15 protein-coding genes and 2 pseudogenes are annotated in these 21,059 nt (G+C 70.4%); 6 read left to right on the forward strand and 11 right to left on the reverse strand.

Annotated features, from left to right (window positions below; genetic code table 11):
* The first annotated feature begins 18 nt into the window (after nucleotides 1–18).
* Nucleotides 19–1,941 (forward strand): N-acetylmuramoyl-L-alanine amidase, encoded by a 1,923-nt coding sequence (locus tag SLUN_RS03000; RefSeq protein WP_108154479.1) that lies wholly within the window; start codon nucleotides 19–21, stop codon nucleotides 1,939–1,941.
* A 170-nt stretch (nucleotides 1,942–2,111) separates the two neighbouring features.
* A complete protein-coding gene (locus SLUN_RS03005) occupies nucleotides 2,112–4,322 on the forward strand; it encodes a terpene synthase family protein (protein WP_108147039.1) in 2,211 nt (736 codons plus the stop codon).
* Nucleotides 4,323–4,380: 58 nt separating this feature from the next.
* Here the strand turns inward: SLUN_RS03005 and SLUN_RS03010 are convergent, their stop codons facing one another.
* From SLUN_RS03010 to SLUN_RS03045, 8 genes are all read right to left on the reverse strand, one after another.
* Nucleotides 4,381–4,881, reverse strand: coding sequence for a hypothetical protein (locus SLUN_RS03010; protein WP_108147040.1), 501 nt, complete (start codon nucleotides 4,879–4,881; stop codon nucleotides 4,381–4,383).
* Between the two features lie 67 nt (nucleotides 4,882–4,948).
* Nucleotides 4,949–7,864 carry an ATP-binding protein gene (locus tag SLUN_RS03015; RefSeq protein WP_108147041.1) on the reverse strand — a complete coding sequence of 972 codons (2,916 nt, stop codon included), beginning with the start codon at nucleotides 7,862–7,864 and terminating at the stop codon, nucleotides 4,949–4,951.
* Between the two features lie 136 nt (nucleotides 7,865–8,000).
* Nucleotides 8,001–8,348: a hypothetical protein gene (locus tag SLUN_RS03020; RefSeq protein WP_108147042.1), complete on the reverse strand. Its 348-nt coding sequence runs from the start codon at nucleotides 8,346–8,348 to the stop codon at nucleotides 8,001–8,003.
* A 156-nt stretch (nucleotides 8,349–8,504) separates the two neighbouring features.
* Nucleotides 8,505–8,720, reverse strand: coding sequence for a DUF397 domain-containing protein (locus tag SLUN_RS03025; RefSeq protein ID WP_108154480.1), 216 nt, complete (start codon nucleotides 8,718–8,720; stop codon nucleotides 8,505–8,507).
* 146 nt (nucleotides 8,721–8,866) lie between these two features.
* A complete protein-coding gene (locus SLUN_RS03030; protein WP_108147043.1) occupies nucleotides 8,867–10,048 on the reverse strand; it encodes a thiolase family protein in 1,182 nt (393 codons plus the stop codon).
* A complete protein-coding gene (locus SLUN_RS03035; protein WP_108147044.1) occupies nucleotides 10,045–11,097 on the reverse strand; it encodes a thiolase family protein in 1,053 nt (350 codons plus the stop codon). The genes SLUN_RS03030 and SLUN_RS03035 overlap by 4 nt, the downstream gene beginning before the upstream one ends.
* Nucleotides 11,097–12,056 carry a Zn-ribbon domain-containing OB-fold protein gene (locus SLUN_RS03040; protein ID WP_108147045.1) on the reverse strand — a complete coding sequence of 320 codons (960 nt, stop codon included), beginning with the start codon at nucleotides 12,054–12,056 and terminating at the stop codon, nucleotides 11,097–11,099. The genes SLUN_RS03035 and SLUN_RS03040 overlap by 1 nt, the downstream gene beginning before the upstream one ends.
* A 115-nt stretch (nucleotides 12,057–12,171) precedes the next feature.
* Nucleotides 12,172–12,981, reverse strand: a complete 810-nt coding sequence (locus SLUN_RS03045) for a crotonase/enoyl-CoA hydratase family protein (protein ID WP_108147046.1) — start codon at nucleotides 12,979–12,981, stop codon at nucleotides 12,172–12,174.
* A gap of 179 nt (nucleotides 12,982–13,160) precedes the next feature.
* Here SLUN_RS03045 and SLUN_RS03050 point away from each other — a divergent pair, with 179 nt between their 5' ends.
* Entirely contained in the window at nucleotides 13,161–14,783 is a 1,623-nt protein-coding gene (locus SLUN_RS03050; protein WP_108147047.1) for an acyl-CoA synthetase, read from the forward strand.
* A 135-nt stretch (nucleotides 14,784–14,918) separates the two neighbouring features.
* On the opposite strand, the gene SLUN_RS03055 is transcribed toward SLUN_RS03050, so the two are convergent.
* The gene (locus SLUN_RS03055; RefSeq protein WP_108154481.1) at nucleotides 14,919–15,458 is read right to left on the reverse strand and encodes a VOC family protein; all 540 of its coding nucleotides are present in this window, start codon (nucleotides 15,456–15,458) and stop codon (nucleotides 14,919–14,921) included.
* Nucleotides 15,459–15,788: 330 nt separating this feature from the next.
* On the opposite strand from SLUN_RS03055, the gene paaK reads away from it, so the two are divergent.
* Nucleotides 15,789–17,075 carry a phenylacetate--CoA ligase PaaK gene (paaK, locus tag SLUN_RS03065; RefSeq protein WP_108147048.1) on the forward strand — a complete coding sequence of 429 codons (1,287 nt, stop codon included), beginning with the start codon at nucleotides 15,789–15,791 and terminating at the stop codon, nucleotides 17,073–17,075.
* Here paaK and SLUN_RS03070 read toward each other — a convergent pair.
* A pseudogene (locus SLUN_RS03070) lies at nucleotides 17,062–17,256 on the reverse strand (AMP-binding enzyme); the annotation flags it as partial. The gene paaK and the pseudogene SLUN_RS03070 overlap by 14 nt on opposite strands.
* Between SLUN_RS03070 and SLUN_RS03075 the strand changes: the two are divergent.
* A pseudogene (locus SLUN_RS03075) lies at nucleotides 17,257–17,556 on the forward strand (IS5-like element IS4811 family transposase); the annotation flags it as partial.
* Nucleotides 17,557–17,652: 96 nt separating this feature from the next.
* Here SLUN_RS03075 and SLUN_RS03080 read toward each other — a convergent pair.
* Nucleotides 17,653–17,916: a hypothetical protein gene (locus tag SLUN_RS03080; RefSeq protein WP_159100169.1), complete on the reverse strand. Its 264-nt coding sequence runs from the start codon at nucleotides 17,914–17,916 to the stop codon at nucleotides 17,653–17,655.
* Nucleotides 17,917–18,486: 570 nt separating this feature from the next.
* Between SLUN_RS03080 and SLUN_RS03085 the strand changes: the two genes are divergently transcribed.
* On the forward strand, nucleotides 18,487–20,940 hold the full coding sequence (locus SLUN_RS03085) for a penicillin acylase family protein (protein ID WP_108154483.1): 2,454 nt from the start codon (nucleotides 18,487–18,489) through the stop codon (nucleotides 20,938–20,940).
* Nucleotides 20,941–21,059 lie beyond the last annotated feature (119 nt).

Here is a 21,059-nt window from a genome sequence, read left to right on the forward strand (position 1 = left end):
AGCGCCCGCGGGCGCCTGCTGCGGGCAGGGGGCGCGGTGGCGGCCGCCGCCCTGCTGCTGCCACTCGTCTCGGCCGGCCCGTCCGCAACCGCGGAGCAACCCACGTCCGGCGCGCTGCAGCACGGCTTCGCCGCGGCGGCCGCCCAGTACGGCGTGCCGCAGAGTGTGCTGCTCGGCGTCTCCTATCTGCAGTCCCGCTGGGACGCACACGGCGGCGCGGCGAGCGTCACCGGCGGCTACGGACCCATGCATCTGACCGACGCCAGGTCCGCGCTCGCCGAGGCACCGCACCATTCGCACGGCACGGAGGACCCTCGCGGCGACGACGCGCGTGCGGCGCTGGAGATCACCGAGGCTGCGCTGCCCAAGGCATCCGAACTCCCGGCCCGGCTGAGGACGTTGGACCGCGCGGCCGCCCTGTCCGGCATTTCCGCCGAGCAGCTGCGCGACAATGCGGCCGCCAACGTTCGCGGCGGTGCGGCTCTCCTCGCCGACGCGCAGAAGAAGCTCGGCCGGCCGCTGAGCCGGAACGCGGCCGACTGGTACGGCGCGGTGGCGCACTTCTCCGGCGCGGACGACACGGCGACCGCGACGACGTACGCCAACGATGTCTTCGACGTGATCCGCTCGGGCGAGAGCCGCACCACGGACAGCGGGCAGCGCGTCGCACTCGCGGCGGACCCGGGGGCGTCGCCCGACCCGGCGCAGGTGGCCCGGCTCGGTCTGCGTACGGCGGACGCGAAGAAGACCGAGTGCCCTCGGACGGTGGCCTGCGAGTGGATCCCGGCGCCGTACGAGGAGTTCGGCGAGGGCGACTACGGCAATCACGACCTGGCGGACCGGCCCGTCTCCCAGACAGTGAAGTTCATCGTCATCCATGACACCGAGGGCTCCTGGGACACCACCCTCAAGCTGGTGCAGGACCCGGCGTACGTCTCCTGGCAGTACACCCTGCGCTCCTCCGACGGGCACATCGCGCAGCACGTCCCGCTCAAGGACGTCGCCTGGCACGCCGGGAACTGGTACGTGAACGCCAAGTCGGTGGGCCTGGAGCACGAGGGATTCCTGGTCTCGCCGGACGCCTGGTACACGGAGGCGATGTACCGCACGTCCGCCCGGCTGGTGAGGTACCTGTCGCAGCGGTACGACGTTCCGCTGGACCGACAGCACATCCTCGGCCATGACAATGTGCCGGGCACGACCAAGGCGACGATCGCCGGGATGCACACCGACCCGGGCCCGTACTGGGACTGGGCGCACTACTTCCAGCTGCTCGGCCGCCCGTTCACGCCGACCGCGGGACCGCGCAGCGATGTGGTGACGATCCGTCCGGACTACGTGAGGAACCAGCCGGTGTACACGGGCTGCGCGAAGGCGGGTGAAGCGTGTGCGCCGCACGGCTCGGGCGCGGTCCGGCTGCACACCGCGCCCGCCGAGGATGCCCCGCTGGTCAAGGACATCGGTCTGCGCCCCGGCGGCCAGGACTCCACCACCGGCGTCAACGACACGGGTGCGCGGGCCTCGACGGGCCAGCAGTACGCGGTCGCCGACCGTCAGGGCGACTGGACGGCCATCTGGTACCTGGGTCAGCAGGCCTGGTTCCTCAACCCGCGCAAGCAGCCGACGGCGGTGCCCGCCAGGGGCCGGGTGCTGACGCCCAAGGCGGGGGCCTCGGAGATTCCGGTGTACGGGCGGGCCTACCCGGAGGCCGCCGCGTACCCCGCGGGCGTCCCGGTACAGGCGATCTCGCCGCTGCCGTACAAGCTGCTCGCAGGCCAGCGGTATGTGGTGGGCGACCGGGTCCCGGGCGAATACCTGTACGCGACGACGTTCGACACCTCCGGTCACCGGGTGGTGCGCGGCAACGAGGCGTACTACGAGATCCAGTTCGGGCACCGGGTCGCCTTTGTGAAGGCGTCCGACGTGCGCGTACTGCCGTAGCCGCGGTGCGCCACCGTTCGTGGGGTCCGGTGGCGCACCGCCCATACTTTGTGGGCTTGTGCGACTAATTGCCGTGGAGCGTGAGCCGTACGGGCGACGGGTAGGGCTGGCCCGTCCACGACCGGTCCGCGCTCTCGCGCGCGGGTGCTCACCGAAAGGCCCTGGCGCACATGGCACAGCCCTTCGTACTGCCGGATTTCTATGTCCCGTATCCGGCGCGGCTCAATCCGCATGTCGAGGAGGCGCGGCGGCACACCAGAGAGTGGGCGCGCCGGATGGGGATGCTGGAGGGGTCCGGCATCTGGGAGGAGAGCGATCTCGAGGCGCACGACTACGCCCTGCTGTGCTCGTACACCCATCCCGACTGCGACGCCGACGCCCTCTCCCTCGTCACCGACTGGTATGTGTGGGTCTTCTTCTTCGACGACCACTTCCTGGAGATCTTCAAGCGGAGCCAGGACCGTGCGGGCGGCAAGGCGTATCTGGACCGGCTGCCGGACTTCATGCCGATGGATCTCTCGGCGGGCACGCCGGAGCCCACCAACGCGGTGGAGGCCGGTCTCGCCGATCTGTGGGCGCGCACCGTGCCCAGCATGTCCGGCGAGTGGCGGGTCCGGTTCGCCGAGGCCACGAAGAACCTCCTGAACGAATCCCTCTGGGAGCTGACCAATATCAACGAGGGGCGGATCGCCAACCCCGTCGAGTACATCGAGATGCGCCGCAAGGTGGGCGGCGCGCCCTGGTCGGCAGGGCTGGTGGAATACGCGGCGGGCGCCGAGGTGCCCGAATCGGTGGCCGGTTCACGCCCGCTGCGGGTGCTCACCGACGCCTTTGCCGACGCGGTGCATCTGCGCAACGACCTCTTCTCCTACCAGCGGGAGGTCGAGGACGAGGGTGAGCTCAGCAATGGTGTGCTGGTCCTTGAGACCTTCCTGGGCTGTACGACTCAGGAGGCGGCCGAAGCCGTCAACGATCTGCTGACCTCCCGGGTCCAGCAGTTCGAGAACACCGCGCTCACCGAAGTCCCCGCGCTCTGCCTGGAGAAGGGACTGAACCCGGCGGAGTGTGCCGCAGTGGCCGCGTACACCAAGGGACTTCAGGACTGGCAGTCCGGCGGCCATGAGTGGCACATGCGCTCCAGCCGCTATATGAACGAGGAAGTGGACACCGGGCAATCGCTGTTCGGCGGTGTCCTCGGCACCTCGGCGCTCGATATCAAGACGCTGTTCGGCCGCCCGGCAACCGCGCGGCTGCGCAGTCTCACCCATGTGCCGCGGCAGGTCGGGCCTTCGCTGCTGCCGGAGTTCGACATGCCCTTCCCGCTGACCCTGAGCCCGCACCACCAGGACGCCAAGAGGAGGTCCGTCGAGTGGACGGACCGGATGGGACTGCTGGACGACATCTGGGACAGACAGCAGCTCGAAGGCTTCGACTTCGCCCTGTGCTCGGCAGGCCTGGACCCCGACGCCAGTCTCGAGGAGCTGGAACTCAGCGCGGAGTGGCTGACCTGGGGGACGTACGGCGACGACTACTACCCGCTCGTCTTCGGCCGTCCGCGCAACCTCGTCGGCGCGAAGGTCTGCACCGACCGGCTGATGGACTGCATGCCCGTCGACGAACCGGCCGCCGGCCCGGCGGTGGCCGTGAGTCCGATGGAGCGGGGGCTGGCCGATCTGTGGGCGCGCACCGCGGGGCCGATGGGTGCCGAGGCGCGGGCGTCGCTGCGCAAGGCACTGGACGACATGCTCGAAAGCTGGCTGTGGGAGCTGCACAACCAGGCGCAGCACCGCATCCCCGACCCGGTCGACTACATCGAGATGCGGCGGCTGACCTTCGGCTCCGACCTCACCATGCAGCTGTGCCGGCTGCGGCACGCGCGCGGGCTGCCGCCGGAGATCTTCCGGAGCGGGACGGTACGCAGTCTGGAGAGCTCCGCGTCGGACTACGCGGTGCTCATCAACGACCTCTTCTCCTACCAGAAGGAGGTCGAGGTCGAGGGTGAGGTGCACAACGCAGTACTGGTCGTGCAGTCCTTCTTCGATTGCGACTACCCCACCGCGGTCGCGATCATCGACGACCTGATGCGCGGGCGGATGCGTCAGTTCCTGCATGTCAAGGAGCACGAAGTCCCCGTGCTGTACGAGGACTTCGCGCTGAACGAGGCGGGCAGGGCGGCGCTCGACGCATATGTGCGGGAGCTGGAGGACTGGATCGCCGGCATTCTGAACTGGCACCGGAAAGTGCGCCGCTACAGGGACGAGGATCTGCGGAAGGACACCTCGTGGCACCTGGGCGGTCCCACGGGGCTCGGCACATCGGCGTCCCGCATCATCAGCCGGCTCGCCAGGTCGTCTCCGGCCGGGGTGGCCGTGGTGAATTGAACTGACCCGTGCGGCCCGCCGTGCGCACGCCGCAGCGGGCCGTTACGCCGGGTGGGGCTCAGCCCTGCTGGAACAACTCCGCGGGAAGCGGCTTGAGCAGCGCGTACAGATCGTCCGTGATCGGCCGGTCCCAACTGGCGATGGTGACCAGGACCTTGTCGCTGCGGTCGAACTGGACGCAGGAGATACGGCTTTCGGAGAGCTTGAGACGACGCACGATCAGCAGGTTGTCGCCCTGCATCACCGGCATGTCCTCGACGTCCACCACGTCGACGGGCTCGTCGTTCTCCAGCGCGAGGAGCAGCTGTGCCACCTCGAAGGGGATCTCGCCCTCTTCGAGGTCGCGGGCCGGTGAGCCCTCCGGCAGATTGCCGATGATCATCGCGGGGCCGCGGCCGCCGAACAGGTCGTACCGCAGGAAGACGCCCTGGCAGCTGCCGTCGGGGGCGGGCAGCAGACCGGCACCGAGATTGCCGGGCCAGTCGCCCGGGTCCATGGCCAGGACATCGAAGTCCGGGCCCGCGGGGGTGGCGGCGCTGCGGCGGCGGAGGAAGGACATACCGCCATGGTACGTGTCCGGGCGGGCTCGGCCGAGCGGGGGCCCGGACCCTCTTGGCCGCCGTCTGTCACCTTCCATGAGGAGCCTCCAGGGTGTCCGTGAGGCCGTCCCCGAGGGCCTCTGCCAATCCCGCTCTGTCGGTGCCCACCTTGCGGTAGACGGCGGAGAGCAGCCTGGTCACGGCCTGTTCGTCGAGGTGGAGGGCGGTGGCGACCATGGCCGCGTCGCGCCCCTGGGCGGTCAGGACGGCGGCGGTCCGCTCCCGGGCGGTGAGGGCGTCCGTCTCGATGGCGCGGAGCCGCCTCGGGCGGAGCCCCGCGGCGGCGAGCTCGTCGCGGGCGCTGTCCACGAGCCCGTCCGCGCCGCACTGCCCGGCCGCCTCGAGACCGCGGTACAGATGCTCGGCGGCCTCCTGCGGACGGCCGGTGCGGCGCAGGTGAGTGCCCAGGTCGACGACGGCGCGGGCCAGCTCGTACCCGGCGGGTGAGCGCTCCAGGTGGTACACGGCTTCCTCGAGGAAACCGGTGCGCTCGGTGCCGCCGGAGACCTCTGCGGCGACACGCAGTGCCTGGCCGATCGCCGATGCGGTGGCGTACCTGCGGGCGCGGTGCACGGCATCGAGTGCGATCTCCCGGGCCCGATCGGGGGCGTCGTGTGCCTCGGCGAGCGCGAGATGCAGCTGCCAGGGACACCAGGCGGGATTGCGCATTCCGCGCGGGTCGAGCCGCCGGCCCGCCGCCGCCAGTTCCACGGCCGCCTCCTTGGGACGGCCGCGGGCCAGCAGCAGCTCCCCGTACACGGTCTGGGAGTCGGGGAAGGTCACGGCCGCGGGGAACGGCTCTCCGAAATCGTGGTCCAGGGCGACCTGCACCGCCTCGTCCAGGCGCCCCCGGGCGAGCAGGACCTCGACGAGGGTACCGAGGGCGTACCACTCGACGGGCGTTCGCGGCCCGACGCGTTCGGCAAGGCGCAGCCCGGCCCGTACAAAGTCCTCCGCCTCCGCCAGACGTCCGCGCCGGAAGCGGATGTAGGCGAGGAGCGTGTACGCGAACGAGAGATGGGCGCCGCGCCAGCCCTGGCGCTCGAACTCCGCGGTACCCGCGGCGAACAGCTCCTCGGCGCGGCCGGGCCGGTCCGCGTACAGGAAGGTGAGCGCGACCAGGACGGGTACTTCGAAACCGCGGTCCTCGGCGGCCCAGCCGAGCCCGCCTTCGAGGGCGCGTTCGGCATGGCTCAGGGCGACGGCGGCCGGTTCGGCGCGCAGTGTGGCGTCCCAGGCGCGCAGCCCGATGATGTAGCGCTCGGTGAGGTCACGCCCGGTCAGCCGGTCGGCGAGCCGGGCCAGGCGCCGGGAGCGGGCCGGCGAGTCGGGCTCGTCGGCACGGAAGGCGTCCCACATGAACTTCTCGGCCTGCATCCGCAGCCGGGTGCGCGGGTCGGTGGTGAGGCGCGCCTCGCGGGCGAGGGTGTCGGAGGCCTCGCCGAGCCGGTCGCTGTGGGCGAGCACCTGGGAGAGGCGGTAGACGATGCCCTGGCGCAGGGCGGGGTCGGCGATCGGCTCCTCGAGGGCAGCGCGCAGATGGTTGACGGTGGTGGCGGGCTCGGTGAGGAGGGAGGCGCAGCCCAGTTCGAAGAGGACTGCGGCCCGGTCCTCGCAGGCCGGGGGTTCGCGCAGGGCACGGGCGAGATGGCGGCGGGCGGCGTCGGGGGCTCCGGCGCGCAGGGTCTCGCGGGCGGCCGCGCGCAGATGCTGGACGACCCAGGGGTCGCCCTCGGGGTGGGTCTCCATGAGGTGGCGGGCGGCGGCCGTGGAGCCGAGTCCGGCGTCCACGACGGACCAGGCGGCCTGTCCGTGCAGGGCCACGCGTACGGCGTCGGGGATGGCGCGGTAGACGGCGGTGGCGATCAGCGGGTGGACGAATTCGAGGGTGTCCGAGCCGGTGAGAATGCGGGCGTCGCGCAGCCGGTCGGCGGCATCGGCGGCCTCTTCGGCGCCGAGGCCCGCGACGCTCGCGGCGAGCGCGGGCGGGATCTCGGTGCCGAGGACGGCGCCGGCCCAGGCGAGGCGGACGGTGGAGCTGCCAAGGCGCTCCAGGCGGGCGACGAGTCCGCTGCCCTTGACGGCGGCGGCGAGGTCGCGCAGGAGATGCGCGCCGGCCTCGTTGGGCTCGAGTCCCCGGTCGCGGACCTTGGCGGTGAGTTCGATCGCCTCGAAGGGGTTGCCCGCGGTGACGGCCCAGCATTCGCGGCAGAACGCGTCGTCGGCGTGGTCGCCGAGCTGTTCCCGTACGAGCCGGCCGACGGCCGGGGCCGTGAGGGGTTCGAGGTCGATGGGGCGGTGTCCGGCCCGGCCGGGCAGCCCGCGGAACTGCTGGGCGTGGTCCGGGAGTTCATCGGGCCGGTAGGCGACGACGAGCAGCATCGGGAGCTCTTCGGCCCGGGGCGCGAAGGCGGCGAGCCAGCTCAGCGATTCCGGATCGGCCCAGTGCGCGTCGTCGAGGACCAGGACGAGCGGGGCGCGCTGGACGGCGAGATGGGTGAGGACCCAGTCGAGGCCGTCGCGCAGGCCCTGCGGGTCGGGCGGTGCGCCCGCCTCGGCGGTGCACAGGCCGAGTGCTGGGCCGACGATGGCGTACCAACTCCCCAGCTGCAGACGGAGTGCGGCGTCCGAGGAGCCCGCGAGCTGCGGCTGGATGAGCTGGCGGGCGACGTGGAAGGCGACGCGCTGTTCCTGGTCGCCGCCGCGCGCGGAGAGCACGGTGCAGCCCTTGGCGGCCGCGCGCCGGCGGACTTCTGCCAGCAGGGTCGTCTTGCCGAGGCCCGCGGGCCCGGCGAAGGCGAGCAGGGCGCCGCGCGGGCGCTCGGCGGGTTCGCTGTCGTCCGGGTTGAGTCCGGCCAGTTCGCACAACGCTTCGTCCGCGGCGGCCAGTTCGGCTTCGCGTTCGAGGAGCCGACGTCTGTTTCTGCCGGCGCGTCGCGTCATGGTGCACCCCCACGGCCGGGGCGTACGCCCGGCGTGCTGAGGCGGCACCGGGACATACGTCCTCGAGGCACCTCAGAGTACGCCCGCCGGGCCGCACGCGGACCTGTTCGGCTCAGGGGTTATTCGTAATGATTCGTCAGGCTGACGTCTGTGTCGTTTCGTGCCCGCCGGCGACGGTCCCGTTGATCTTCTCTATGGCCTGGCGGGCGTGTTCACCGGGCGTGCGGGCGGTCAGGGACGACACGGAGGTCGGTGCGCCGTGCTGAGGCGCGGCCGCGGGCCTCGCGTGGGTCGCGGCGGCTCGCGTACGCAGCCGATGGCTGGCGGCCTCGTCCAGACTCACCGGGCGCCGCATCTGAGCGGCGAGGCGCCCGGCCTCCTGCCCCAGCGCCGCGATGTCCTCCCACTGCAGACGGAGCACCAGCCGGAGTTCGGCCTCGCCGTCCGGAAGGGCTTGGAGAGGAGGAATGGTGGGGTCGTTCATGGGCTGATCCTCACGGTCTCGGAACGGAATTCTCGTGGGAACGCTGCGCACCACGGGTTCAGGGGTGCGCAGAGTGATACGCGAATCCGCCTCGACGTGTTCAAAGCCCGGCCGTTCGGACCCCGCGACCCCCTCTCCGTCGCGCCGCCGAGACCGTCAGGTGAGGTCGAACTCCCCGTCGCGGGCGTTCAGGACGAAGGCACGCCACTCGGCCGGGCTGAAGATCAGCGACGGGCTCTCGGGCTTGCCGCCGTTGCGCATCGCGATGAAACCCTCCACAAAGGCGATCTGGACGTCTCCCGTTCCCTGACTGCTCGACTGCCAGTCAGCGTTGCTGAGGTCGAGTTCCGGCTTGTCCCAGCCCGAAAACATCTGCGTGGTGGTCAGGCTCTCGGCCACGTCCCTGCTCCTCCCGGTTCGTCGTCCGGGCCTCAGACTAGCGATCGTCTCCGGTCACGGACAGGCCACGGAAGAAGGACCAGGGCCGGTCCGCGGCGTGCCACCGTGCGGAGGACGGATCAGGTGGTGGGCGGTTCGGCACCGACCAGCCACATGGAGAAGAACTGCGCACCGCCGCCGTAGGCATGGCCCAGTGCCTTGCGGGCTCCCTCCACCTGGTGTTCGCCCGCCTGGCCGCGCACCTGCAACGCCGCTTCGGCGAAGCGGATCATGCCGGAGGCCCCGATGGGGTTGGTGGACAGCACCCCGCCCGACGGATTGACGGGCAGATCGCCGTCGAGTTCGGTGACGCCGGACTCGGTGAGCTTCCAGCCCTCCCCCTCGGCGGCGAATCCCAGGTTCTCCAGCCACATCGGTTCGTACCAGGAGAACGGGACGTACATCTCGACGGCGTCGATCTCACGGCGCGGGTCGGCGATCTGGGCCTGCCGGTAGACGTCGGCCGCGCAGTCCTTGCCGGCCTGCGGGGAGACGAAGTCCTTGCCCGCGAACATGGTGGGCTCGCTGCGCATCGCGCCGCCGTGCATCCACGCGGGCGGCTGCGGTGAACGGGCCGCGCCCGCACGGTCGGTGAGGATCATCGCGCACGCGCCGTCGGAGGACGGGCAGGTCTCGGAGTAGCGGATCGGGTCCCAGAGCATCGGGGACGCCTGGACCTTCTCCAGCGTGATGTCGTGCTCGTGAAGGTGCGCGTACGGATTCTTCAGCGCGTTGCGGCGGTCCTTGTACGCGACCAGCGAGCCGACCGTGTCGGGCGCGCCGGTGCGGCGCATGTACGCGCGTACATGCGGGGCGAAGAAGCCGCCCGCACCCGCCAGCAGCGGCTGCTGGAACGGGATCGGCAGCGACAGTCCCCACATGGCGTTGGACTCGGACTGCTTCTCGAAGGCGAGGGTGAGCACGGTGCGGTGCACGCGGGAGGCCACCAGGTTGGAGGCGACGAGCGCGGTGGAGCCGCCGACCGAGCCGGCGGTGTGGACGCGCAGCATCGGCTTGCCGACCGCGCCGAGCGCGTCGGCGAGATACAGCTCGGGCATCATCAGGCCCTCGAAGAAGTCGGGGGCTTTGCCGATCACGACGGCGTCGATGTCCGCCCAGGTCAGCTGCGCGTCCTCCAGGGCCCGCTGCGCCGCTTCGCGTACGAGACCGGCGATGGAGACGTCCCGGCGGGAGGCGACATGCTTGGTCTGGCCGATGCCGACGACGGCCACGCACTCTTTCGCGCTCGCAGCCTTGCTCATGACTCTCCCTCGAGTACGGCGACCAGGTTCTGCTGGAGGCAGGGGCCGGAGGTGGCGTGGGCGAGCGCCCGGTCGGACTCGCCGCGGTGGATGCGGGCGGCGGCCTCGCCGAGGCGGATGAGGCCCGCGGCCATGACGGGGTTGGCGGCGAGCGCTCCGCCGGACGGGTTGACCCTCACGCTGTCGTTGAGGTTGAGGGATCGCCGCAGGACGACTTCCTGGGAGCTGAAGGGGGCGTGCAGTTCAGCGGTGTCGAGCGGCGCCTCGAAGGCTCCGGCGCGCCCGGCGGCGAGCCGGGTGGAGGGCGAGTCGGTGAGGTCACGGACGCCGAGGCTGTGCGGCTCTATGCGGTGGTCCATGCCGCGGATCCAGGCGGGGCGCTCGCACAGGTCGCGGGCGCGGTCCCCGGCGGCGAGGATCACGGCGGCCGCGCCGTCGCCGACGGGCGGGCAGTCGCCCCTCCGCAGCGGCCGCACGATGTACTCGCCCGACGGGATCGAACCCTTCAGTTGAGCGTGCGGGTTGTCGGACGCGTCGGTGCGACTGCGGGCCGCGACGGCGGCCAGCGCCGGCTCGTCGGTCCCGCCCGCGTCGATCAGCGCCTGCGCCTGGAGCGCGGCGAGCGCGACCGAGTCGGGCCAGAGCGGAGCGACGTAGTACGGATCGAGCTGGCGGGTCAGCACATCGCGCACCTCGCCGGGCGAGGACTTGCCGTAGGCGTAGACGAGTGCGGTGTCGGCCTCGCCGGTGAGGATCTTCACCCAGGCCTCGTACAGCGCCCAGGCGCCGTCCATCTCCACATGCGACTCGGAGATCGGCGGCCAGGCGCCCACACCGTCGAGGGCCATGGTGAAGGAGAAGGCACGGCCCGCGAGGTAGTCGGTGGATCCGGAGCAGGTGAAGCCGATGTCGCTGCTCCGCAGTCCGGTCTGCCGCAGTACGTCGTGCAGGACCGGCATCACCATCTCGACCTCGGAGAGCTCGTCGGAGCGCCGCAGAGTGTCCGTCTGCGCGAAGGCGACGATGGCCACGTCCCTGGCGTATCGCATCAGAGCAGCTCCTTGTACAGGTCGTAGTCGGCGTCCGGCTCGCCCGTGGGCCGGTAGTGGTCGGGGTGGCGGCTTCCTTCGGTCCACACCGGCTCGACGCGCAGACCCATCCGTACCTGGTCGTACGGGATGCCGCCGATGCGGCCGTGCAGGGCGAGGTCCGCGCCGTCGAGGGCGATGTGCGCGTAGACATACGGCACGTCGATGTCGAGACCCCGGGCTTTGATGTTGACGATGCAGTACGTGGTCACTGTGCCGCGCGGTCCGACCTCGACCTGTTCGGCGGTGGCGACGCCGCAGGTGGGGCAGGCGCCGCGGGGCGGGACGTACACCTTCCGGCACGACGGGCAGCGCTCGCCGACGGTCCTGCGGCCGGCGAGGGCGTTGATGAAGCCGGTCTGCGCACGGCCGGGCGAGTAGGTGTAGTCCAGCCGGGCGGGGGTGACGATGCCGGTCACCGCGTCATCGAACTCTCCGCTGTGTCCTGTGACGTGGGCGGTCGGCTCGCTCTCGTGCGGCTCGAAGCAGGCGATGTCGGTGATGGCGCCGGTGCGTTCCTCTGCCCAGCGGATGCGGACGCGCATTGCGCTGCGTACGGATTCGGGGCCCGGGGCGTCGAGGACGTGGAGCAGCGAGGTGTCGGCTCCGTCGAGCCGCACCAGCACCCACGCGAAGGGCGTCGTGAGCGGCTGGTCGCGGCGCGGGTCGGGGTTCCAGGCCCAGGTGGTGACGGTCCCGGTGGCGCCGACCTCGACCAGATCGCGGATCTCCTCGGCGGTGACGGGGTCGTACTCGACGGGCGGGACGAGGATCTTGCCGTCGCTGGTCCGAACACCGAGGACGGTGCGCTCGCGCAGTCCGGTGAGGAAGGCGGACTGGACGGGGCCGAGGGAGCGGGTGAAGGGGAACTCGACGACGAGCGGTGCGCGGAGGAGGTCTGGGGACGGGGTTGCTGACATGGGGGCCCTTTCTTCTGGGGTGGGTGCGGGTGCGGGGTGCCCGGACCGCAAACCTCAAGCCCCGCCGGCGATTGAGGCGCGGGGGTCCGGGGGCAGCGCCCCCGGTACGGGAAGCTCAGGCCCGGCGATACACCGGCGCCCTCTTCTCCGCGAAGGCCCTCGCCCCCTCCTTCGCATCCGCCGTGTCGAAGACCGGCCACCCCCGCTTCAGCTCAGCCGCCAGCCCCTCCGTCTCCGTCATCTCCGCCGTCTCGTACACCGACGCCTTCACCGCCTCGACGGCCAGCGGGCCGCACGCGTTGATCTGCTCGGCGATGGCGAGGGCCTTCTCCAGCGCGGTGCCGTCCGGGACGACATGGCCGATGAGCCCGATCCCCTGCGCCTCCGATGCGCTGTACGGGCGGCCCGTGAGCAGCATTTCCAGGGCGTGTGTCCGCGGGATCTGGCGCTGCAGCCGTACCGTCGAGCCGCCGATCGGGAAGAGCCCGCGCTTGACCTCGAAGAGTCCGAACGTGGCGCTCTCGCCCGCGACCCGGATGTCCGTGCCCTGGAGGATCTCGGTCCCGCCGGCGACGCAGTGGCCCTCGACGGCGGTGATCACCGGTTTCCGCGGGCGGTGGTGGCGCAGCATCGCCTTCCAGTGGAGGTCGGGGTCGGCCTTCATCCGGTCCCGGTACTGCTCTCCTTCCATCCCCTTGCCCGCGAGGGCCTTCAGGTCCATGCCGGCGCAGAAGGAGCCGCCTGCCCCCGTGAGCACAATGGAGCGGATCGCGTCGTCCTCGTCCGCCTCCAGCCAGCCGTCGTACAGCCCGACCAGCATCGGCAGCGAGAGCGCGTTCTTCGCCTCGGGCCTGTTCAAGGTGAGCACCAGCGTGGCGCCTTCGCGCTGCACAGTGAGGTGTTCGGTACCACCACGTTGTTCCATGTGCGGGCCTCCCGTCTCAAGACCTAGAACAGGTTGCAGTAGGCGGGGGTTCAGTTCAATAGCTTTCTGACAGTCAGTCAGATTTCTTCTGCGGCACCTCTTCCCAGTTGTGCCCACCGGCGCTGTAATGACGGCCGAGCCGGAGTTCGCCGGGATGTCGCCGGGCGTCAGGAGGAACGGTGGAGTACAACCTTGCCGACCTGTTCGAATCGGTCGTCGATGTGGTCCCGGACCGCGAAGCGCTTGTGTACATCGACCATCCCGGTACGGGCGCGGAGCGCAGACTCGGCTACGCGGAACTCGACGCGGCCGCCAACCGTGTCGCGCACCATCTGATCGACGCCGGCATCGGGCCGGGCGAGCACCTCGGCCTGCACCTCTACAACGGCATCGAGTATCTGCAGACCGTCCTCGGCTGCCTCAAAGCCCGCGTCGTGCCGGTCAACGTCAACTACCGGTATGTGGAAGAGGAGCTCGTCTACCTCTACCGGGACGCCGATCTCGCCGCGCTCGTCTTCGACGCGGAGTTCACGGAGCGGGTCGCGGCCGCGCTGCCGCAGACCCAGAAGCTCAGGCATCTGGTGCGGGTGGGGACTCCCCCGGACGACGCGCCCCCACTGTCCGCTGTCCCCTTCACGGACGCCGAGGCGGCCGCATCCCCGGAACGGGGCTTCGCGGCGCGCTCGGCCGACGACCAGTTCATCATCTACACGGGCGGCACCACCGGTATGCCCAAGGGGGTGATGTGGCGCCAGGAGGATCTGTTCTTCTCCGGGCTCGGAGGCGGCGCGCCGACCGGCGAGCCGGTCTCCTCGCCCGAAGAACTCGCCCAGCGGGTGGCCGCGGGCGGCGAAGGCATCACCTTCTTCCCGACTCCCCCGCTGATGCACGGCACCTCCACCCTCACCGCGTTCATCGGCTTCAACTTCGGCCAGCGGATCGTCATCCACCGCAAGTTCGTGCCGGAAGAGGTGCTCCGTACGATCGAGAAGGAGAAGGTCACCAGCGTGTCGCTGGTCGGCGACGCGATGCTGCGGCCGCTGATCGACGCGCTGTCCGGGCCGCTCAAGGGCACCGACTGCTCCTCGATGTTCAGCGTCTCCAGCTCGGGCGCGATCATGTCCGAGACGGTGCGCGCGCAGTTCGCCGCGCTGGTGCCGAATGTGATGCTGCTGAACAACTTCGGCTCGTCGGAGTCCGGCTTCAACGGCACCGCGACCGACGACTCCGGGCCGGAGAAGGGATTCAGGCTGCGGGTCAACGCCCGTACGGCGGTGGTCGACCCGGCCACGTACGAACCGGTGAAGCCCGGCGAGCCGGGCCGCATCGCCCAGCGCGGACACGTCCCCCTCGGCTACTACAACGACCCGAGGAAGACCGCCGAGACCTTCTTCCAGCGCGGCGACGAGCGGTGGGTACTGCTCGGCGACATGGCGACGGTGGACGAGGAGGGCATCGTCACCGTCCTCGGCCGTGGCTCGCAGTGCATCAACACCGGTGGCGAGAAGGTGTATCCGGAGGAGGTCGAGCAGGCGCTCAAATCCCATCCGGATGTGTACGACGCGCTGGTCGCCGGGGTGCCGGACAGCAGGTGGGGCAACCATGTGGCGGCTGTGGTGCAGCTGCGCGCGGGTGCGCTCACCCCTTCGCTGGACGACATCCAGTCGCACTGCCGCACCCGGCTCGCGGGTTACAAGATCCCCCGGCAGCTGGTGATCGCGCAGGAGATCCAGCGCTCGCCGAGCGGCAAGGCGGACTACCGCTGGGCGCGGACGGTGGCCGTGGAGTCGGCCGCGCAGTGACGGCCCGCGGGCGGCCGTTCAGGCCGCGCGGACGGACTGCGGCGAGCAGGCCGGCGCCGCCCTGCGGAGCGCGTCGAGCTGCCGTGCGGAGCGGGCCGAGCTGCCGCTCGTGCCGTACGTGTGCTGCCGAGGCGATCAGCAGGCCTCGCCGTCGGCCGGACCGAGGATGCGCTCGCCGTTGAAGATGCCGAGCTGCTCCCGGTACAGCTCCAGCGGCACGCCGTTGGGGTCGCGGATGTACAGACTGTCCCCGACTCCCCGGTCCGGGCCGAGGTATTCGACACCTGTCTCGTCCAGCGCCTTGCGGGCCGCGTCGTACTGCGCCGCGTCGACCGACAGGGCGAGATGCTGCACCCCGCCGATCGTCTCGGTGATGGGCGGGTGGTCATGGCCGGGGAAGTCGAAGAAGCCCAGCAGATTGCCGTGGCCGATGTCGAAGAAGAAGTGGGTGGAGCCGCGGTAGTCGCGGTTCTCCACGATCTCGACCAGCGGGAAGCCCAGGAACTCCTGGTAGAAGCGGATGGTCTCCTCGACGTCGCGGCAGATGAAGGCCACATGGTGGATACCGCGCGCCGTGGTCGGAGGCCGGTCGGGGGGCGGGCGCAGATAGCGCCGGCGCAGCTCTTCCCTGCGGGCGAGTACGGCGTCGAGCTCGGCTCCCTCGGGCTGGGGCATCGCGGTCTCCACTTCTCAAGCGGTTGATTGCGGGATCAACTTCTATCCCGCATCATCCCCACTCGGGCACGGCTCACCGCGACAGGACGCGGCAACCGCCCGTACGCACCACTCCGGATCGTCGAGCCGGGGGAAGTGCCCGCCACCCGGCTGCACGACGAGCTCGCTCTACGCTCGGAGCACGGCCTCACAAGCCGGTCGCCGCCGCGTCCCGGCAGCCGAGAAGGACCTGGCCGATGCCTTGACGCCCGGCGGTGCGGGCTGGATAACTGATCTCGAAACAGCACGACCGAATGATCGGTCGTCCGGTTTGGGACGGGAGTAATCCGAATGACGGACCTGCTGGACGCGGCGGAACGGCTCAGTCGCGAGGAGCTCGAGGCGCTGCAGCTCGAACGGCTGCGGGCGATCCTGCGCCATGCGTACGAGAACGTCGGCTTCTATCGGACGGCCTTCGACAAAGCGGGGCTGCGTCCCGACGACTGCCGCACGCTCGCCGATCTCGCCCGCTTCCCCTTCACCGCCAAGACCGATCTGCGGGACAACTACCCGTTCGGGATGTTCGCGGTGGAGCAGTCCCAGGTGCGACGGATCCATGCCTCCAGCGGGACCACGGGCCGTCCCACCGTCGTCGGCTACACCCAGCGCGACCTCGACACCTGGGCGGACGTGGTGGCCCGCTCGATCCGCGCGGCGGGCGGCCGCCCAGGGCACAAGGTCCATGTGGCGTACGGATACGGGCTGTTCACCGGCGGCCTCGGCGCGCACTACGGCGCGGAGCGGCTCGGCTGTACGGTCATCCCGGCCTCCGGCGGCATGACCGCCCGCCAGGTGCAGCTGATCCAGGACTTCCGTCCCGAGGTCATCATGGTGACCCCCTCGTACATGCTCACCCTGCTCGACGAGTTCGAGCGCCAGGGCGTCGATCCCCGTACGACCTCTCTCCAGGTCGGCATCTTCGGGGCGGAGCCGTGGACGGAGGAGATGCGGCGTGAGATCGAGGAGCGGTTCGCGATCGACGCCGTCGACATATACGGGCTGTCGGAGGTGATGGGCCCGGGCGTGGCGCAGGAGTTTGTGGAGACCAAGGACGGCCTGCACATCTGGGAGGACCATTTTTATCCGGAAGTCGTCGATCCGTTCACCGGCGAGGTGCTGCCGGACGGCGAGCCGGGTGAGCTGGTGTTCACCTCGCTCACCAAGGAGGCCATGCCCGTGATCCGTTACCGGACACGGGACTTGACGAGGCTGCTGCCGGGCACGGCCCGGGTCTTCCGGCGCATGGAGAAGGTCACCGGACGCAGCGACGACATGGTGATCCTGCGCGGGGTGAACCTCTTCCCGACCCAGATCGAGGAGATCGTGCTCCGTACGCCGCATGTCGCGCCGCACTTCCAGCTGCGGCTGACCCGCGAGGGCCGTCTGGACGCGCTGACGGTACGGGCCGAGGCGCGGGCGGAGGCGACGCCCGAGCAGCGGGCGGCCGCCGCACAGGCGATCGCGGCGGCCGTGAAGGACGGCGTCGGGGTGTCGGTCGCGGTCGAGGTGGTAGACCCCGAGACGCTGGAGCGGTCGGTGGGCAAACTCAAGCGGGTCGTGGACCTCAGGCCGAAGTGAAGCGGTCCCGGGGCTCGCGCTTGAGGATCTTGCCAGTGGCGTTGCGCGGCAGCTCGTCCACGAACAGGACCTTTTCGGGGGCCTTGAAGTGGGCGAGCTTCTCCCGTGCGTGGTCGATGAGTTCGGCTTCCGTGACGTCGCCTCGCGCGACGACGACGGCGGTGACGGCCTCGATCCAGCGACCCAGGTCTGGGCCGACTCCGCCGATACCGGCCAGCTCGTGACCTGGGCCGAAGACCGTCTCTGGCTCACCCTGCGGACCGTCTCCCGACCCAATGGCGACAAAGGATTCGTCGTCCTTCCCTGCCGCTGGAAGGTCGAGCGGACACTGGGCTGGGTGATGAACGCCCGCCGCAGTGTCCACGACTACGAACGTCTTTCTCAGCACAGCGAAGCCCATCCGAACTGGGCACTGATCACCGTGATGACCAAGCGCCTCACCCGCACGGGCCCCCGCAACTCCTGGGCGAGGAAGCCCAAGCCCATCCTCCAGATCCCGGGTGACCGAGTGCCTCCCTCCCGCCCACAGACCACAAGACCCACAAGGAGAAGAACGGCACCCGCCCCCGAAGTTTCCTCACTCGAGATATTCCGCCAGATCCGGATTCTCTGAAGCCGCCAGGGCGACCAGTTCTGCCACCTCGAGTTCTCCGTTCCCCATTACCAGCCGCTCCACCGAAGTGTCGAAACCCAGCATTTCCGGGGACAGACTCGGCTGCTGCACCGGCTCGAACTCGCGGTTCACCAGCAGCTTGCGGTAGACCACCACAGCGATAGCCAGATCCTTCGACGAACACACCGCCGCATTGCGGCTACGCGCGAGCTCACCGGCGATGGTCAAGAGTTCGAGTGCACCGGCGGAGAATGGCCGCACTAGCTCACCCCCGTCAACGACCGCGACGCTTCAGCGACTCTGCCCGGCGGATCTTCGCGCGCCCTGCTCACCGGCACCCGGCACCTCCTGCCGCTCAGGCACACCACCATCGTCAGACGCCATGAATCCCCCCAACCAGCCATACCCCAGACCGACATCGTGTCAGGTACCGGCCCGCCGATGAAGGGAATCGCGCACAGCGCCTGACTTGGTCTGCGCAAGGAGGCGCATGCTCATACCCGCGCCTGGATCGTCATCGCTGCCCGCACCCGGCTCCGCCTCTGGGAGTAGCCCGCCGCCCCGGGCCGACTCACCCGGGCGACAGTCCGGCGCGGGTTCCGGTGTGTGTCCTTGTCCACTGACAACGCCTGACGGCCCTGTTCCGCACGGACGAATATCCGAACCTGCCGATACCGGACGGCGAGGAGTCCATCCGGCCCTCGTGCTCTGTCATGCCGCCGATCCCAGCGGCGCCCGCGTCGGTCGAGCCCACGGATACCGAACGGGATGTTGACACGGATCGCCATGGCTGAATGCATGGACCAACCCGCAATCACCGCAGTCCCGTTGGGAGGCACGTTGCTCTTCCGCACCCGCCCGAGAACCCGCCTGAGACGGCTCACGCTCACCGGCATCGCCCTGGTGACCGCCGCGGCCACGCTGCCGCCGGCCGCGGCCGCCGACTCCGGTGACCGGCATGAGCGGCATGACCGGCACCCTTCCGGCGGCGGTCTGTCCGCCGTCATCCGCTACACCGAGCACGGCATCCCGCACATCGTGGCCAAGGACTACGCGAACCTCGGCTTCGGCACCGGCTGGGCGCAGGCCGCCGACCAGGTGTGCACGCTCGCCGACGGCTTCGTCACGGTACGCGGTGAACGCTCCCGCTACTTCGGCCCCGACGCGGCCCCGGACGGCTCGCTCTCCTCGGCGACGAAGAACCTCTCAAGCGATCTGTACTTCCGCGGGGTACGAGACGCCGGCACCGTCGAGAAGCTGCTCGCCACTCCCGCTCCGGCAGGCGCAGGCAAGCAGGCCAAGGAGCTGATGCGGGGCTGGGCGGCGGGCTACAACGCCTGGCTGAAGCAGAATCGCATCACCGATCCGGCCTGCAAGAACGCCGGCTGGGTGGGGCCCGTGACCACTCTGGACGTGGCCAGGCGCGGCTTCGCCGTCTCGGTACTCGGCGGCCAGGGGCGCGGCATCGAAGGCATCACGGCGGCACGGCCGCCGGGCACGACCCCGGTCGCTCCCCCGGACGCGGAGCGGACGGCGAAAGCCGCACGGGAGTTGTTCGCCGCCGAGAACGCCGACATGGGCTCCAACGCCGTCGCGTTCAGCGGGAAGACGACCGCCAACGGGCGGGGACTGCTGATCGGCAATCCGCACTATCCGTGGCAGGGCGGCCGCCGCTTCTGGCAGTCGCAGCAGACCATCCCCGGCGAGCTGAATGTCTCGGGCAGCTCGCTGCTCGGCACCGCCGTGGTCAACATCGGCTTCAACGACAAGGTGGCGTGGAGCCACACCGTCGCCACCGGCGTCACGCTGAATCTGCACCAGCTGGCCCTCGATCCGGCCGACCCGACCACGTACCTGGTGGACGGGAAGCCGGAGCGGATGACGAAGCGGACCGTCACCGTCCCGGTCAAGGACGGTGCGCCCGTGACCCGTACGCAGTGGTGGACGCGGTACGGACCCGTCGTCACCGCGCTCAGTCCGACGCTGCCGCTGCCGTGGTCGGCCACGACGGCGTACGCGCTGAACGACCCCAACGCCAGCAATCTGCGCGGCTCCGACACCGCGCTGGCCTTCGGCAAGGCGCGCTCAAGGGACGACATGCTCAAGGCACTGAAGCGCACTCAGGGCCTGCCGTGGGTGAACACGATCGCCGCCGACTCCAAGGGGCACACGCTCTTCTCGCAGTCACAGGTGCTGCCGCGGATCACGGACGAGCTGGCGCAGCGCTGCTCCACCCCGCTCGGCAAGGTGACCTACCCGGCGTCGGGTGTGGCGGTGCTGGACGGTTCGCGCGGTGACTGCGCGCTGGGCTCCGACGAGGACGCCGTGCAGCCGGGCATCTTCGGCCCCTCGAAGATGCCGACGCTGAAGGGCGCTCCGTACGCGCAGAACTCCAACGACAGCGCCTGGCTGACCAATGCCGACCTGCCGCTGACCGGCTACGAGCGGGTCTTCGGCTCCCTCGGCACACCCAGTTCGCTGCGCACCCGCGGCGGTATCGAGGATGTGGCCTCGATGGCGGAGAAGGGCCGGCTGACGGTGGCCGATCTGCAGAAGCAACAGTTCGCGAACCGCGCGCCCGCCGGGGATCTGGCCGCGGCCGACACGGCGAAGGCGTGTTCGGCGCTGCCCGACAAGAGCCCCGATCTCGCCCGGGCCTGCGGCGTACTGGCGACGTGGGACCGGACCATGAACACCGGCAGCAGGGGCGCGCTGCTCTTCGACCGGTTCTGGCGGGGGCTCACGGCGACGGTGCCGGCGGCGGAGTTGTGGAAGGTGCCGTTCTCGGCGGCCGACCCGGTGCGTACGCCGAACACGCTCAACACCACGTCGCCCGGTTTCGCGAAAGCTCTCACCGCGGCCGTCGCAGAGCTGCGTACGGCGGGCATTCCGCTGGACGCGCCGCTCGGCGAGCACCAGTTCGTCGTACGGAACGGGAAGCGCATCCCGGTGCCGGGCGGCACGGAGGGGCTCGGCGTCTGGAACAAGATCGAGCCGGTGTGGAATCCGGCGGGCGGCGGCTACACCGAGGTAGTGACAGGTTCGAGCCACATCCAGGCCGTCGGCTGGGACGGCGGGCGCTGCCCGGTGGCGCGCACCCTGCTCACGTACTCCCAGTCGTCGAACCCCGCATCGCCCTACTTCAGCGACCAGACCGAGCTGTTCTCGGGCGAGCGCTGGGTGACGTCACGGTTCTGCGAGAGGGACATCCTGCGCTCGCCCGCGCTCAAGGTGGTGCGGGTCAGGAACTGACGGGGCCGGGGCTGAAGGGTCACGGGCTGAACGAGAGGAACACGAAGGCGGCGAACAGCGCCATGTGCACGCCGCCCTGAAGGAGAGTGGCTCGTCCGGGCACCACGGTCAGGTGCCCG

Origin of the sequence: Streptomyces lunaelactis, assembly GCF_003054555.1 — a bacterium.
Lineage (GTDB): Bacteria > Actinomycetota > Actinomycetes > Streptomycetales > Streptomycetaceae > Streptomyces > Streptomyces lunaelactis.